Source organism: Pseudomonas sp. FBCC-B1667 (genome assembly GCF_059133255.1).
Map to the genome: position 1 here is coordinate 6,790,053 of NZ_CP101437.1, position 17,006 is coordinate 6,807,058.

Annotated in this window: 6 protein-coding genes, 2 tRNA genes and 3 rRNA genes; 5 read left to right on the forward strand and 6 right to left on the reverse strand. The window is 50.4% G+C overall.

The window, feature by feature from the left end:
- Window positions 1-6 precede the first annotated feature (6 nt).
- The 5 genes from NL116_RS31370 to NL116_RS31390 all read left to right on the forward strand — a co-directional run bounded on the left by NL116_RS31370 (window position 7) and on the right by NL116_RS31390 (window position 9,123).
- A protein-coding gene (locus NL116_RS31370) for an IS3 family transposase (RefSeq protein ID WP_494372982.1) occupies window positions 7-1,226 on the forward strand; the annotation gives its coding sequence in 2 pieces (ribosomal slippage) (window positions 7-352 and window positions 352-1,226; 1,221 coding nt in all).
- A gap of 855 nt (window positions 1,227-2,081) precedes the next feature.
- On the forward strand, window positions 2,082-3,623 hold the full coding sequence (locus NL116_RS31375; RefSeq protein WP_494375420.1) for a type I restriction-modification system subunit M: 1,542 nt from the start codon (window positions 2,082-2,084) through the stop codon (window positions 3,621-3,623).
- Window positions 3,620-4,849 carry a restriction endonuclease subunit S gene (locus tag NL116_RS31380; RefSeq protein ID WP_494375421.1) on the forward strand — a complete coding sequence of 410 codons (1,230 nt, stop codon included), beginning with the start codon at window positions 3,620-3,622 and terminating at the stop codon, window positions 4,847-4,849. The genes NL116_RS31375 and NL116_RS31380 overlap by 4 nt, the downstream gene beginning before the upstream one ends.
- 1 nt (window position 4,850) lies before the next feature.
- On the forward strand, window positions 4,851-6,026 hold the full coding sequence (locus NL116_RS31385) for an anticodon nuclease (protein ID WP_494375422.1): 1,176 nt from the start codon (window positions 4,851-4,853) through the stop codon (window positions 6,024-6,026).
- On the forward strand, window positions 6,019-9,123 hold the full coding sequence (locus tag NL116_RS31390; protein WP_494375423.1) for a type I restriction endonuclease subunit R: 3,105 nt from the start codon (window positions 6,019-6,021) through the stop codon (window positions 9,121-9,123). The genes NL116_RS31385 and NL116_RS31390 overlap by 8 nt, the downstream gene beginning before the upstream one ends.
- An 81-nt stretch (window positions 9,124-9,204) precedes the next feature.
- Here the strand turns inward: NL116_RS31390 and NL116_RS31395 are convergent, their stop codons facing one another.
- The 6 genes from NL116_RS31395 to NL116_RS31420 form a co-directional block, all read right to left on the reverse strand.
- Window positions 9,205-10,503: a hypothetical protein gene (locus NL116_RS31395; RefSeq protein WP_494375424.1), complete on the reverse strand. Its 1,299-nt coding sequence runs from the start codon at window positions 10,501-10,503 to the stop codon at window positions 9,205-9,207.
- A 1,037-nt stretch (window positions 10,504-11,540) separates the two neighbouring features.
- Window positions 11,541-11,656: ribosomal RNA gene (gene rrf, locus NL116_RS31400) — 5S ribosomal RNA — on the reverse strand.
- 157 nt (window positions 11,657-11,813) lie between these two features.
- Window positions 11,814-14,705 (reverse strand): 23S ribosomal RNA (locus NL116_RS31405).
- A 249-nt stretch (window positions 14,706-14,954) separates the two neighbouring features.
- Window positions 14,955-15,030, reverse strand: a tRNA-Ala gene (locus tag NL116_RS31410).
- 30 nt (window positions 15,031-15,060) lie between these two features.
- A tRNA-Ile gene (locus tag NL116_RS31415) sits at window positions 15,061-15,137 on the reverse strand.
- A gap of 162 nt (window positions 15,138-15,299) precedes the next feature.
- Window positions 15,300-16,836 (reverse strand): 16S ribosomal RNA (locus NL116_RS31420).
- Together the 16S, 23S and 5S rRNA genes with 2 tRNA genes alongside form the textbook arrangement of a ribosomal RNA operon.
- Window positions 16,837-17,006 lie beyond the last annotated feature (170 nt).

Genomic DNA, 17,006 nt, shown 5'->3' on the forward strand with positions numbered 1-17,006 from the left:
ATGTTTATGACTAATAGCAACGATAAGAGTGGTGAGCTTTTGGGCCAGGAGCGGCGTCGTCGCTGGAGCCCAGAGCAAAAGCTGGCCATGGTTCGAGAGAGCCTTGAACCGGGACAAAGCGTTTCAGTGGTGGCTCGGCGCAACGGCATCAATGCCAACCAGTTGTTCCTGTGGCGCAAGCTGTACCAGGGCGGCAGCCTCTCGGCGGTCAGTGCTGGCGAAGCCGTGGTACCGGCCTCCGAGCTGAGCGATGCGCTCAAGCAGATCCGTGAACTGCAACGGATGTTGGGCAAGAAAACGATGGAAGCAGAAATCCTCAAAGAGGCCGTGGAGATCGCCCGGTCGCGAAAATGGATTGCGCACTCACCCTTGTTGCCGGGGGACGACCAGTGAAACTGGTCAGCGAATGTCTCGGTGTGGCGCGCTCGCAATTAACGGTTCGAATCAAGCAATCGGCATCGCCCAAGACACGGCGAAGCAGGCCTGTGAACGATGCTGAGTTGGTGGCCGAAATCCAGCAACAGGTCAGCGAACTGCCCAGCTATGGCTACCGTCGAGTCTGGGGATTGCTGCGTCGCGCCCGTGAAACCCAGTTGCTACCCGCGATCAACGTGAAGCGGGTTTACCGGGTTATGCGTGATCACAACCTACTGCTTGAACGCCGGATCAAACAACCCGGCGTGCCGCGTCGACACGAAGGCCGTATTGCGGTGCAAACCAGCGATACGCGTTGGTGCTCGGACGGCTTTGAATTCCGTTGCGAGGACGGCGCCAAACTGAGCGTGACCTTCTCCCTGGACTGCTGCGACCGCGAAGCCATCGGCTGGGTCGCCAGCCCGACCGGGTATAGCGGTGATGATATCCGCGACTTGATGCTGGAAAGTGTGGAGAAGCGCTTCGGTGATCAACTACCCGCCATCCCGGTGCAATGGCTCAGCGACAACGGCTCGGCTTACACCGCCGAACAGACACGCCTGTTTGCTCGGCAGATCGGTTTGCAGCCGGTGACCACCCCAGTGCGCAGTCCGCAGAGCAACGGCATGGCCGAGAGCTTCGTGAAGACGATGAAGCGGGATTACGTGGCGCACATGCCCAAGCCGGATCGAGAAACGGCGCTGCGTAACCTGGCAATTGCCTTCGAGCATTACAACGAGCAGCATCCGCACAGCGCCTTGAGCTATCGCTCGCCTAGGGAGTTCAGGCGCTTGGCAGCAGCATCAATTTAACGGGGAGTTGGTGTCCGGTTTTGTAGGGGCAAGTCCACATGACATGACTGGCAGAAAATCAGCCATAAGCGATCAGATATTAGGGGAGGCGAAGCTAGGTTGAATCAATATCGCGGTCTGTCCTCGACTTTCCTAAATGATTATGACGCCACGCTATTGGGGGTAACAGCCTTCAAGAATAGAGTGATAAAGGCATAAATCGCCACGATCCTTCCTGCTGTGGGAAGGCTATTTCGATCAAATTCGACCAAGCAATCATGAGCATTTGAAGATAGCTGCAGATGCGGCTATCTGGCAGACTCACAACGATTTAAAGCGATTTGAGACGTCATTGAGCATCAATGCCATGATTGCCGAACCTTGGGTTACCGACATCGATGTTGTCCGGCATCTGGTCGTAGTGAAGGACACGGTTTACCGCTGGCAGGAGCACAAAGGGTCTACCCGCGCACAAGATCGAGAGACTGTGGAAATTTCAGCTATCCGAGTTTGCTGAATCAGTGCGCGCGGGTGGTGCCGATGACGATACGGAACGGGAGCGTACAAAAGTGAATCCAGCGAGGGAAGTATCGTGAGCCAGGAAGGCCCCTCCTGGACAAGAAACTCTTACGGTCAGTAACCAGCAAAACCACGAGTCTGGGACGAAATCGCCGAAGATTGCATTGTTTTGCCAGTGCAATTGATGACCGGTCCATTAACGGGCACGAAGGAGCTTAAGACGACCCCGCTGATGACCACACCCAAGCACACCAGCCCGATACACCGCAGCGCTAGCTAACCAAGCCCACCAACACCACCCAGTCACTTCCACACGATGGAGTGACCAAGTAACCCGAAGGGATTAGGCACAACAGTATGACAAGCACCCAACAACGCGCCGCACTGCAACGCCAGATCTGGCAAATTGCCAACGATGTTCGTGGCGCAGTCGATGGCTGGGACTTCAAGCAGTATGTGCTCGGCACCTTGTTCTACCGTTTCATCAGCGAAAACTTCGCCAGCTACATCGAAGGCGGTGACGACAGTATCAACTACGCAGAGCTGCCAGATAGCGTCATCACCCCGGACATCAAAGACGACGCTATCAAGACCAAGGGCTACTTCATATATCCCAGTCAGGTATTCGCCAAGGTGGCTGCCAGTGCCCACAGCAACGAGAGCCTGAATATCGATCTGGCTGCCATCTTTGCCGCCATTGAAAGCTCGGCTAACGGCTATCCTTCCGAGCGCGATATCAGAGGCCTGTTTGCCGACTTCGATACCACCAGTAACCGTCTGGGCAACACCGTCAAAGACAAAAATACGCGCCTCGCCGCCGTGCTCAAAGGCGTAGCTGGGCTGGACTTTGGTAGATTTGATGCCAGTCACATCGACCTGTTTGGCGATGCCTATGAGTTTCTCATCTCCAACTACGCCGCCAACGCCGGCAAGTCCGGTGGTGAGTTTTTCACACCGCAGCATGTGTCCAAGCTGATTGCCCAGCTCGCCATGCACAAGCAAACCACGGTCAACAAGATTTACGACCCGGCCTGTGGCTCGGGCTCACTGCTGCTGCAAGCAAAGAAGCACTTCGATGCACACATCATTGAAGACGGTTTTTTTGGCCAGGAACTCAACCACACCACGTATAACCTGGCGCGGATGAACATGTTCCTGCACAACGTTAACTACGACAAATTCAATATCCAGCTGGGCGACACTCTGTGCGAGCCACACTTTGGCGATGACAAACCTTTTGATGCCATCGTCTCCAACCCACCCTACTCGGTCAAGTGGAAGGGGGCGGGTGACCCCACCTTGATCAACGACGACCGCTTTGCCCCGGCCGGCGTGCTCGCGCCCAAATCCAAAGCCGACTTCGCCTTTGTGCTGCACGCACTCAGCTACCTCTCGGCCAAAGGTCGCGCCGCCATCGTTTGCTTTCCCGGCATATTCTACAGGGGCGGAGCTGAGCAGAAGATCCGCCAGTACCTGGTGGACAATAACTATGTGGAAAGCGTGATCTCGCTCGCGCCCAATTTGTTCTATGGCACCACCATCGCAGTGAACATTCTGGTGCTGTCCAAACACAAGACCGACACCACCACCCAGTTCATCGACGCCAGCGGCCTGTTCAAGAAAGAAACCAACAACAACATGCTGCTGGACACGCACATCAACCAGATCATGCAGGTGTTCGATAGCAAGGCGAGCGTGGATCACTTTGCCCAGTCCATCCCTTTTGAGCTGGTGGCTGCCAACAGCTACAACCTGTCTGTAAGCAGCTACATCGACGCCAAGGACAACCGTGAGGTGGTGGATATTGCCCAGCTCAACGCCGACCTAAAAGCCACGGTTGCCAAGATCGATCAACTGCGAGCGGAGATTGATGCCATCGTCGCGGAGATCGAGGCATGAGCAGCGTGAATTTCATGGAAAAACTGCTGGATGGTGTGGCAGTGGAATGGGTGACTCTTGGATCTGTGGCGGATATTGGTACCGGAAGCTCAAACCGTCAGGATGAAAGCGAAAATGGAATCTACCCGTTCTATGTTCGCTCAAAGAAAATCTTAAAGTCAGATATTTTTCAATTTAATGAGGTGGCAATAATCATTCCCGGCGAGGGCGGGATTGGCGATATATTTCACTATGTAGAAGGAAAGTACGCTCTACACCAGAGGGCTTACAGGATTCATGTTAAATCAGATGTCGTGAGTACGAAGTTTTTGTTCCACTTCATGTCCTCTAGGTTTAAGCAGTACATTTTGACGAAAAGCGTGGGAGCAACTGCTTCCTCGATTAGAAAGCCCATGCTTGAAGAATTCCAAATACCCATCCCCTGCCCAGGAACGCCGAATAAATCGATTGAAATCCAATCCGAAATCGTCCGCATATTGGACGCCTTTTCCGAGCTGACCGCCGAAGTAAAAGCCGAGCTAACCGCCGAGCTGACTACTCGCAAAAAACAATACGAGCACTACCGCGATGAGTTGATGAGTTTTAAAGACGGAGAAGTGGAGTGGAAGGCGCTGGGAGAGATTGGCGAATTTATTCGTGGGAAGCGTTTTACCAAAGCTGATTTTGTTGAAGATGGTATCAGCGCTATCCATTACGGCGAGATATACACGCGTTACGGCGCTTTTACGACACAAGCTTTTTCTCAGGTTAGAAATGATATGGCTGGGTCACTGCGCTATGCAGAGCCAGGCGACGTAGTGATAACCGACGTAGGCGAGACAGTTGAGGATGTCGGTAAGGCCGTTGCATGGCTCGGAGATGAAAAGGTCGCTATTCACGATCATTGCTATGCTTTTCGGCATTCAATGGATCCGAGATTTGTTTCCTACTGCATGAAAACGTCATCTTTCGTTGCTGACAAGGCAAAATATATCGCCAGAACCAAAGTCAACACACTGCTGATTAATGGGTTTTCAAAGATTAAAATTCCCGTTCCGTATCCAGGGGATCCAGATAGATCCCTTGCAGAACAGGTTCGCATCGTTTCCATTCTTGATAGATTCGACGCTCTCAATAACTCTCTCGCTGAATTTTTTCCGCGTGAAATTGCTTTGCACCAAAAATATTACGAGCATTACCGTGACTTGCTGTTGAATTTCCCCAGACTAGAAAAGGTAGCGGCATAACATGAGCAAGGCGCTAACGGAAATCGCCCGACAGCTACAAGAGACCCAAAAAAAGGTGCAGCTGATCTACGCCTTTAATGGCACAGGTAAAACGCGTCTGTCGCGTGATTTCAAGCAGCTAATCGCTCCAAAAGAGAATGGTAATGAAGACGGCGATGAGACGGATCAACCCGGGTTGTCGCGCAACAAAATTTTGTATTACAACGCCTTTACTGAAGACCTGTTCTATTGGGACAACGACTTGGCCGATGACCTCGATCCCAAGCTGAAAATTCAGCCCAACACCTTTACGGATTGGGTGTTGATGGACCAGGGCCAAGATCAGAATATCATCACGACCTTTCAGCGCTACACCAATGACAAGCTCACGCCAAGGTTCAATGCGGAAAGAAAAGAACAAGACAAAGACGGTAAAGACTTCACCGTCAGAGCCTTCTCGGAGGTCACTTTCTCGATGGAGCGCGGTGATGCGACGCACTCGGGAAATCTGAAAATTTCCAAGGGTGAAGAAAGCAACTTCATCTGGAGTATTTTCTACACGCTGCTTGAGCAGGTGATTGGCGTACTCAACGTTGCTGAGCCGGCTGATCGAGAAACCGACCAGTTCAATCAACTGGAATATGTGTTTATTGATGATCCGGTCAGTTCGCTGGATGAGAACCACCTGATTCAACTTGCGGTAAACCTAGGGCAATTGATCAATTCGAGTGCATCGGGTGTAAAATTTGTTGTATCCACACATAGCGCGCTGTTTTACAACGTGCTTTACAATGAAGTAGGTGCCAAAAGCGGGTATATCCTAAGTCGCTTGGACGATGGCACCTTTGAGCATGAAGAAAAGCAAGGTGATTCGAACAAAAGTTTTTCTTATCACCTGCACATTAAAAACCTTATCGAGCAAGCTATCGCTACCAATAGCGTGCAGCGCTACCATTTTGCGCTGTTGCGCAACTTGTATGAAAAAACCGCAAACTTTCTTGGATATCGGAGATGGTCTGACCTGTTGCCGGAAGACAAGAAAGCGTACGCCAGCCGGATTATGAATTTTTATCCTCACAATACTTTATCCAACGAAGAGATTGCAGAACCGACACCGCCCGAGAGAGAGATGGTTGGTCTACTGCTTAGGAACCTGAATACTTATGGCTACTGGCAGCAGGAGCCACAAAATGGTTGATTACTCCAAGCCCATAGCTGAGTCCAGTAACTTCATTGTTTTGGATAAATACAGCAAGGAATGGCAGGTTGCCGAGAGCTACCAGAGCGAAGGTGATCTGGAGCGCGAGTTTATTCAGGATCTGGTCGATCAGGGCTATGAGTACCTAAGCGGCCTGAATACGCCGGAGGCCTTGTTGGCCAATGTACGCGTGCAACTGCAAACTCTCAATAATATGGAGTTTTCTGATAGCGAGTGGTTGCGCTTTGTCGAGACCTGGCTAGACAAGCCCAGCGATGGCATTGTCGAAAAAACCCGGAAGATTCATGACGATTACATTCATGACTTTGTTTTTGACGACGGCCGAATCCAGAACATCTATCTGCTAGACAAGAAAAAGATCACCCGAAACAAGGTGCAGGTGATCAAGCAGTTTGAGCAAAAGGGCAGCCACGCCAACCGCTACGATGTAACTATTCTAGTGAACGGCTTGCCGCTAGTTCAGGTGGAGCTAAAGAAACGAGGTGTTGCGATTCGCGAAGCCTTCAACCAGGTACACCGCTACAGTAAGGAGAGCTTTAACAGCGAGCACTCTTTATTTAAATATATGCAGCTTTTTGTGGTCTCTAACGGCACCGATAGCCGTTACTTTGCTAACACTACCCAACGCAACAAGAACAGCTTCGACTTCACTATGAATTGGGCGAAAGCGGATAACAGCCTGATTAAAGACCTGAAAGATTTTACCGCCACTTTCTTTCAGAAACGCACTCTTCTCAATGTGTTGCTACACTACTCGGTATTTGATGTTAGCAATACATTGCTTGTGATGCGCCCTTACCAGATCGCCGCTACGGAGCGCATTCTATGGAAGATTAACAGCTCGTATCTGGCAAAGAACTGGGGCAATACCGAAAGCGGCGGCTTTATTTGGCATACCACCGGCTCGGGGAAGACCCTGACCAGCTTCAAGGTTGCGCGACTCGCTACTGAGCTGGACTTCATTGACAAGGTGTTCTTCGTGGTGGACCGCAAGGATCTGGATTACCAGACCATGAAGGAATACCAACGCTTCTCACCGGAAAGCGTGAATGGTTCTGACAGCACGGCTGGCCTGAAGCGTAATCTGGATAAGGACGACAACAAAATCATCGTCACCACCATCCAGAAGCTCAACAACCTGATGAAGAGTGAGCCCGACCTAGCTATCTACGGCAAGCAAGTGGTCTTCATTTTTGATGAGTGCCACCGCAGCCAGTTTGGTGAAGCGCAGAAGAACCTAAAGAAGCGGTTCAAGAAGTTTTATCAGTTTGGATTTACTGGTACACCAATATTTACAGGCTATAACGCTTTGGGCGCGGAAGATACTGCAAGTGTATTTGGCCGTGAATTACATTCGTATGTAATCACCGATGCAATTCGCGATGAAAAGGTGCTTAAATTCAAAGTCGACTACAATGATGTGCGGCCGCAGTTCAAGGCTATTGAAACTGAGCAGGATGAGAAAAAGCTTAGTGCGGCTGAAAATAAGCATGCTTTGCTGCACCCCGACCGTATCCGCGAGATAACCCAGTACATTCTTAACAATTTTCGACAGAAAACGCATCGCCTGCAAGCGGGCAATAAAGGTTTTAACGCCATGTTCGCGGTAAGCAGCGTGGACGCTGCCAAACTGTACTATGAGTCTTTCAGGGACCTACAGAAGGGCAACGACAGGCCATTGAGGGTAGCCACCATCTTCTCGTATGCGGCCAACGAGGAGCAGGACGCGGTCGGCGAGATTCAGGACGAAAGCTTCGATGTTTCTGCCATGAATAGCAGCGCCAAAGAATTTTTGGGCGCTGCCATTGCAGACTACAACGCACTGTTCAAAACCAACTTCAGCGTAGACAGCAATGGCTTCCAGAACTACTACCGCGATCTGGCAAAACAAGTCAAAGCCAAGGAGATCGACCTGCTCATTGTGGTGGGCATGTTCCTGACCGGCTTTGATGCCCCCACGCTGAACACCTTGTTTGTCGACAAGAACCTGCGCTACCACGGCTTGATGCAAGCCTACTCACGCACCAACCGCATTTTTGACGCCACCAAAACCTTCGGCAACATCGTCACCTTCCGCGACCTGGAGCAGGCGACCATAGACGCAATTACCTTGTTTGGTGATAAGAACACCAAGAATGTAGTGCTGGAGAAGAGCTATACAGAATACATGGAAGGCTTTACCGATGCAGTGACCGGTGAGGCGCGGCGTGGGTTTGTGGACGTAGTTCGAGAGTTAGAGCAGCGCTTCCCTGATCCCTCTGCCATTGAAAAAGAGTCGGATAAAAAAGCTTTCGCAAAACTGTTTGGCGAGTATTTGCGAGTTGAGAGCGTACTGCAAAACTACGATGAGTTTGCCAGCCTGAAGACCTTACAAACCGTCGATATGAATGATCCGGTGTCGGTTGAAGCATTCAAAGCTCAGCATTACTTAAGCGATGATGATCTAACTGCATTGCAATCGATTAGGATACCAGCTGAACGAAAAATCCAGGACTACCGCTCAACCTATAACGATGTTCGTGATTGGTTGCGCCGGGAAAAGTCTTCCGCCGAAATGGAAAAGTCCACCGTCGATTGGGATGACGTCGTCTTTGAGGTAGACCTGCTCAAGTCACAAGAAATCAATCTAGACTACATTCTAGAACTGATTTTTGAGAACAATAAAAAAGCCAAAAACAAAGCATCACTGGTTGAAGACGTGCGTAGGGTGATTCGTGCCAGCCTAGAAAATCGTGCCAAAGAAGGCTTGTTGGTCGACTTTATTAACCAAACCGACCTAGATCAAATTGGTGACAAGGCTAGTGTGATTGACGCCTTCTTCACCTTTGCCCAAGCGGAACAACAGAGTGAGGCAGAAGTGCTAATCAGCACAGAGAACTTGAATGCAGAGGCGGCTAGGCGCTATATCACCACTTCACTAAAGCGGGAGTTTGCCAGTGACAGCGGCACTGAGCTCAATGCCGTTCTCCCCAAGATGAGCCCGCTGAACCCGCAATACTTGAAAAAAAAGCAGGCTGTCTTCCAGAAAATCGCTGCTTTTGTTGAGAAATTTAAAGGTGTGGGTGGACAGGTCTAATTGGGTCCTTCCATCCGCCTATAAGACATCCAAGATGCCCCCGTGGCACGCGGACGTGGTGTTTGACTCTGCTCCGGGATTTTACCACGAAGGGTATTGCGGAGCTTTTCCCCTTGCTGCACATACACGATCAATAACTTCTTTAGACGCTAAACGATATTGCTCCTGCTTCAGAAGGTTGACTGTATGAGTTGTCATCTCACTTTTAGTAGTAAAGTGATTTTTTTCAATTAACTCAACAATATTTTTTATGTATGTGAAAATTTTCTCGGACGCAGAGCCAGAGTTTGCTGTTATTTCGTAAAAGTCTTTTCCTTCGTGGACTAGCTTGTTGCGAACATCTACGTATAGACTATCGTAGTCTTCTAGTATTTTTTTAAAAGAGGTTAGAGAGCTACTACATACAAGAGCAGCGATGTATGTGCGGTGCTTCCATCCCATCCAGCTTTTCTCAATATTCGCGAGCCCATCTAATGTAAATATGAGGTTTAAGAACTGGGATTCCTCACCGATGGAGTAAAATGACTGCCTGCAAGATCGTAGCGCGCCTATTACAGACGATGAAAGCTCATTTTGTATTGTATTGTCGTAAATTGCGGATAAATATTGTATTCCCGGGTAGTAAAAGCTGTCCACCTGAGGGCCTAGCCAGTTATTGCTTACGGAGAGCGGTCTTGATATTCCGCTTAATCTTAGTGGTTTAAGGTGCGTTTGGCTTAGGGGGATGATCTCCACGTCATAGAATCCGTCCTCTCTTTGCCCGGCCGGATTGGGGGTAAGTTCTTTGACCATAAAAGAGCTGTGGGAGTATCGTACAAGATCAAGGGCGTGCTCGGCTAGTGACAGACATTTGCCAATTACGTAGTCATTATGATCAATTGTCTGGTTAAGCTTTAGCAAATCAGGATAGGCTAGTTGGCAATTAAATTGAATGTAGGCGCCCTTGTGCTCACTTAACCTTTCCCATGGTTTCGGATCAAACTGGAGATCGCAGAAAAAAATGTACTTCCCAATTGTCAATGTTTCTTGAATGAATATTTTTTCAATCGGAACTATCACGATGCAGTTCAGTTCGATGTCTTCAGTCTCAAGCTTGGCTAGCTCTGAGTTAGAATCCGCTGAACTTGCGAGTTCTATACAAATCCATGCAAAGCAAACTCGAAAATCTGCAAGAATTTCAATATTATTCTTGCTGCAAGTTTCGCCCTCATACTTAAAAGCGACACCGTCTCCTTCCGGAAATGCACTTGCCCAATAACCTAGAGCTCTAATATTTTCAAGAGATATTGATATTTCTGTGGGCTTTTCTATGGACGTTTCTTTACGCCACACGAGATTGCCTAAGTAATTCTCTCTTGGGGGTAAAAGTCGAGCTTCCATATACGTCCTTGCTCCAGAGATTATTTTAATCCAACAAAGCCTATTGCTCCGGCTAAGATGGTGAAAAGCTGGTCTTCATGGGGGGTGTTGAGCTGCGTTCGTAGGCCAATCGGAGCAGGCCCGACACCACAGTACAATACATGTATGCCCCGGCTATGAGAGCCCTGACGGAATGACAATTTTTGCTCCGGCTTCTTGTGTACCTTTTCAGACACAGCTTTTTTATAACTCAAAACCAGGTTTGGGGTCGCGTTCGCTCTGCTCCTCTTTGTGCTGACATGGCTTGCCAACAACGTCTCGCTATCGGGGTCTTTCTGCAAACCCAAAGCTCGGTATCCAGATTGCTCTCAACCGCAAAGCTGCTGACTCCGATACCGAGCCGCTGTTTTATGCGGCTTAGGTTCGTCTGATATTCACCGAAACCGGCCTGTTCGGGTAGACATCTTTCGGCCAATCGCGACGAATTCGACTGTAGCTTCCCACGCGGCCAATAGACTGCGATGCCACAAATTTGCCACACTCGCCCCGCTAACCGGGGCGAAAACTCGCTAACCCCAGCTACCACAATCCTTTGATTTCCCAGCTAATCCGCGCTAACGTGTTGATTCTAAACGTCGACTTTTAGGACTCCGAAGGCAGGGGTCGTGGGTTCGAATCCCGCCTGGTGCACCATACGCTGCAATTGAAAAAAGCCTCAGGCCTTAGGGTCTGGGGCTTTTTTGTGAGTGATGATTAATCAACCTCAGGCATGACGTTGTTTTGGGCGTGAACTGGGCAGCGCAACACCCTAGGGAGCGCGCTCTGAGGCTTGCGAGGGCGTCAGGGGCATTATCGCGACGCAAGCTCTGACCGAGTCTCAAGGGCCTGCCACGCGCCTTGCCGTGGCGAGAGCCATGAACTGGCTAACGGCGCCGTCATAACCTTCCGCTACAGCATCAGATCTGCGTGCTGTTCAAATGGTGCACTGCTGTTCGAACTTTCCTGCAGACAAAACAAAACCCCTACCTGCATACGCAGATAGGGGTTTCGGAATTTAATCTTGACGATGACCTACTCTCACATGGGGAAACCCCACACTACCATCGGCGATGCATCGTTTCACTGCTGAGTTCGGGATGGGATCAGGTGGTTCCAATGCTCTATGGTCGTCAAGAAATTCGGGTACTGAGTCGTGGCCAGTTGGCCGCGCTTCAGCAAATTGGGTATGTGACAGCTTTCGGTGTTTTGTGAGCGTCGAACTTTCGGTTCATTTCGTCTTCACACACCACAATCTGATGCTCGTTCGAGTAGTCAAATTGCTTGGGTGTTATATGGTCAAGCCTCACGGGCAATTAGTATTGGTTAGCTCAACGCCTCACAGCGCTTACACACCCAACCTATCAACGTCGTAGTCTTCGACGGCCCTTCAGGGGACTCAAGGTCCCAGTGAGATCTCATCTTGAGGCTAGTTTCCCGCTTAGATGCTTTCAGCGGTTATCTATTCCGAACATAGCTACCCGGCAATGCCACTGGCGTGACAACCGGAACACCAGAGGTTCGTCCACTCCGGTCCTCTCGTACTAGGAGCAGCCCCTCTCAAATCTCAAACGTCCACGGCAGATAGGGACCGAACTGTCTCACGACGTTCTAAACCCAGCTCGCGTACCACTTTAAATGGCGAACAGCCATACCCTTGGGACCGGCTTCAGCCCCAGGATGTGATGAGCCGACATCGAGGTGCCAAACACCGCCGTCGATATGAACTCTTGGGCGGTATCAGCCTGTTATCCCCGGAGTACCTTTTATCCGTTGAGCGATGGCCCTTCCATACAGAACCACCGGATCACTAAGACCTACTTTCGTACCTGCTCGACGTGTCTGTCTCGCAGTCAAGCGCGCTTTTGCCTTTATACTCTACGACCGATTTCCGACCGGTCTGAGCGCACCTTCGTACTCCTCCGTTACTCTTTAGGAGGAGACCGCCCCAGTCAAACTACCCACCATACACTGTCCTCGATCCGGATAACGGACCTGAGTTAGAACCTCAAAGTTGCCAGGGTGGTATTTCAAGGTTGGCTCCACGCGAACTGGCGTCCACGCTTCAAAGCCTCCCACCTATCCTACACAAGCAAATTCAAAGTCCAGTGCAAAGCTATAGTAAAGGTTCACGGGGTCTTTCCGTCTAGCCGCGGATACACTGCATCTTCACAGCGATTTCAATTTCACTGAGTCTCGGGTGGAGACAGCGCCGCCATCGTTACGCCATTCGTGCAGGTCGGAACTTACCCGACAAGGAATTTCGCTACCTTAGGACCGTTATAGTTACGGCCGCCGTTTACCGGGGCTTCGATCAAGAGCTTCGCGTTAGCTAACCCCATCAATTAACCTTCCGGCACCGGGCAGGCGTCACACCCTATACGTCCACTTTCGTGTTTGCAGAGTGCTGTGTTTTTAATAAACAGTCGCAGCGGCCTGGTATCTTCGACCGGCATGGGCTTACGCAGTAAATGCTTCACCCTCACCGGCGCACCTTCTCCCGAAGTTACGGTGCCATTTTGCCTAGTTCCTTCACCCGAGTTCTCTCAAGCGCCTTGGTATTCTCTACCCAACCACCTGTGTCGGTTTGGGGTACGGTTCCTGGTTACCTGAAGCTTAGAAGCTTTTCTTGGAAGCATGGCATCAACCACTTCGTGTTCTAAAAGAACACTCGTCATCAGCTCTCGGCCTTAGAATCCCGGATTTACCTAAGATTCCAGCCTACCACCTTAAACTTGGACAACCAACGCCAAGCTGGCCTAGCCTTCTCCGTCCCTCCATCGCAATAACCAGAAGTACAGGAATATTAACCTGTTTTCCATCGACTACGCTTTTCAGCCTCGCCTTAGGGACCGACTAACCCTGCGTCGATTAACGTTGCGCAGGAAACCTTGGTCTTTCGGCGTGGGTGTTTTTCACACCCATTGTCGTTACTCATGTCAGCATTCGCACTTCTGATACCTCCAGCAAGCTTCTCAACTCACCTTCACAGGCTTACAGAACGCTCCTCTACCGCATCACCTAAGTGATACCCGTAGCTTCGGTGTATGGTTTGAGCCCCGTTACATCTTCCGCGCAGGCCGACTCGACTAGTGAGCTATTACGCTTTCTTTAAAGGGTGGCTGCTTCTAAGCCAACCTCCTAGCTGTCTAAGCCTTCCCACATCGTTTCCCACTTAACCATAACTTTGGGACCTTAGCTGACGGTCTGGGTTGTTTCCCTTTTCACGACGGACGTTAGCACCCGCCGTGTGTCTCCCATGCTCGGCACTTGTAGGTATTCGGAGTTTGCATCGGTTTGGTAAGTCGGGATGACCCCCTAGCCGAAACAGTGCTCTACCCCCTACAGTGATACATGAGGCGCTACCTAAATAGCTTTCGAGGAGAACCAGCTATCTCCGAGCTTGATTAGCCTTTCACTCCGATCCACAGGTCATCCGCTAACTTTTCAACGGTAGTCGGTTCGGTCCTCCAGTTAGTGTTACCCAACCTTCAACCTGCCCATGGATAGATCGCCCGGTTTCGGGTCTATTCCCAGCGACTAGACGCCCTATTAAGACTCGCTTTCGCTACGCCTCCCCTATTCGGTTAAGCTCGCCACTGAAAATAAGTCGCTGACCCATTATACAAAAGGTACGCAGTCACCCAACAAAGTGGGCTCCCACTGCTTGTACGCATACGGTTTCAGGATCTATTTCACTCCCCTCTCCGGGGTTCTTTTCGCCTTTCCCTCACGGTACTAGTTCACTATCGGTCAGTCAGTAGTATTTAGCCTTGGAGGATGGTCCCCCCATATTCAGACAAAGTTTCTCGTGCTCCGTCCTACTCGATTTCATGACCAAGAGATTTTCGCGTACAGGGCTATCACCCACTATGGCCGCACTTTCCAGAGCGTTCCGCTAATCTCAAAGCCACTTAAGGGCTAGTCCCCGTTCGCTCGCCACTACTAAGGGAATCTCGGTTGATTTCTTTTCCTCAGGGTACTTAGATGTTTCAGTTCCCCTGGTTCGCTTCTTAAGCCTATGTATTCAGCTTAAGATAACCATCTTATGATGGCTGGGTTCCCCCATTCAGACATCTCCGGATCAAAGTCTGTTTGCCGACTCCCCGAAGCTTTTCGCAGGCTACCACGTCTTTCATCGCCTCTGACTGCCAAGGCATCCACCGTATGCGCTTCTTCACTTGACCATATAACCCCAAGCAATCTGGTTATACTGTGAAGACGACATTCGCCGAAAATTCGATAATACTCAATTAAGAGCAACTCACAAATTTTACCTTAGCCTGATCCGTTACCAGTGAAAGTAACGTCCAGTCTATCTTTCTATCACATACCCAAATTTTTAAAGAACGAACTAGTCAAAGACTAGAAATCAACATTCACCATCTCAACGATGGAATGCTCATTTCTAAGCTTTATACAAACAGAAGCAGTAGTGGTGGAGCCAAACGGGATCGAACCGTTGACCTCCTGCGTGCAAGGCAGGCGCTCTCCCAGCTGAGCTATGGCCCCGTATTTCTACAGGCGTTTCCCACACAAAATTGGTGGGTCTGGGCAGATTCGAACTGCCGACCTCACCCTTATCAGGGGTGCGCTCTAACCAACTGAGCTACAGACCCAATTTCGAGCTACTAAGGCCGACCTCACCCTGCTCTTAACCACAAAGCATGGGGTACGCTCTAACCAACTCAGCTACAAACCGATACAGGCTGCTTCTTTCGTCTTCTTCAATGAATCAAGCAATTCGTGTGGGAACTTATGGAGCAGCTGATGTCGTCGATTAAGGAGGTGATCCAGCCGCAGGTTCCCCTACGGCTACCTTGTTACGACTTCACCCCAGTCATGAATCACACCGTGGTAACCGTCCTCCCGAAGGTTAGACTAGCTACTTCTGGTGCAACCCACTCCCATGGTGTGACGGGCGGTGTGTACAAGGCCCGGGAACGTATTCACCGCGACATTCTGATTCGCGATTACTAGCGATTCCGACTTCACGCAGTCGAGTTGCAGACTGCGATCCGGACTACGATCGGTTTTCTGGGATTAGCTCCACCTCGCGGCTTGGCAACCCTCTGTACCGACCATTGTAGCACGTGTGTAGCCCAGGCCGTAAGGGCCATGATGACTTGACGTCATCCCCACCTTCCTCCGGTTTGTCACCGGCAGTCTCCTTAGAGTGCCCACCATAACGTGCTGGTAACTAAGGACAAGGGTTGCGCTCGTTACGGGACTTAACCCAACATCTCACGACACGAGCTGACGACAGCCATGCAGCACCTGTCTCAATGTTCCCGAAGGCACCCATCCATCTCTGGAAAGTTCATTGGATGTCAAGGCCTGGTAAGGTTCTTCGCGTTGCTTCGAATTAAACCACATGCTCCACCGCTTGTGCGGGCCCCCGTCAATTCATTTGAGTTTTAACCTTGCGGCCGTACTCCCCAGGCGGTCAACTTAATGCGTTAGCTGCGCCACTAAGAGCTCAAGGCTCCCAACGGCTAGTTGACATCGTTTACGGCGTGGACTACCAGGGTATCTAATCCTGTTTGCTCCCCACGCTTTCGCACCTCAGTGTCAGTATCAGTCCAGGTGGTCGCCTTCGCCACTGGTGTTCCTTCCTATATCTACGCATTTCACCGCTACACAGGAAATTCCACCACCCTCTACCATACTCTAGCTCGTCAGTTTTGAATGCAGTTCCCAGGTTGAGCCCGGGGATTTCACATCCAACTTAACGAACCACCTACGCGCGCTTTACGCCCAGTAATTCCGATTAACGCTTGCACCCTCTGTATTACCGCGGCTGCTGGCACAGAGTTAGCCGGTGCTTATTCTGTCGGTAACGTCAAGATTGCAACGTATTAGGTTACAACCCTTCCTCCCAACTTAAAGTGCTTTACAATCCGAAGACCTTCTTCACACACGCGGCATGGCTGGATCAGGCTTTCGCCCATTGTCCAATATTCCCCACTGCTGCCTCCCGTAGGAGTCTGGACCGTGTCTCAGTTCCAGTGTGACTGATCATCCTCTCAGACCAGTTACGGATCGTCGCCTTGGTGAGCCATTACCTCACCAACTAGCTAATCCGACCTAGGCTCATCTGATAGCGCAAGGCCCGAAGGTCCCCTGCTTTCTCCCGTAGGACGTATGCGGTATTAGCGTCCGTTTCCGAGCGTTATCCCCCACTACCAGGCAGATTCCTAGGCATTACTCACCCGTCCGCCGCTCTCAAGAGAAGCAAGCTTCTCTCTACCGCTCGACTTGCATGTGTTAGGCCTGCCGCCAGCGTTCAATCTGAGCCATGATCAAACTCTTCAGTTCAAACATCTTTGGGTTTTTAAGAAACCCTAAACTTGGCTCAGCAATCGTTGGTTACATCTTTGATTTCTCGCGGAGTAACTTGTGATGCTGATAATCTTGTTGACTATCAGTCTGACTCCACAAGCACCCACACGAATTGCTTGATTCAGTTGTTAAAGAGCGGTTGGTTA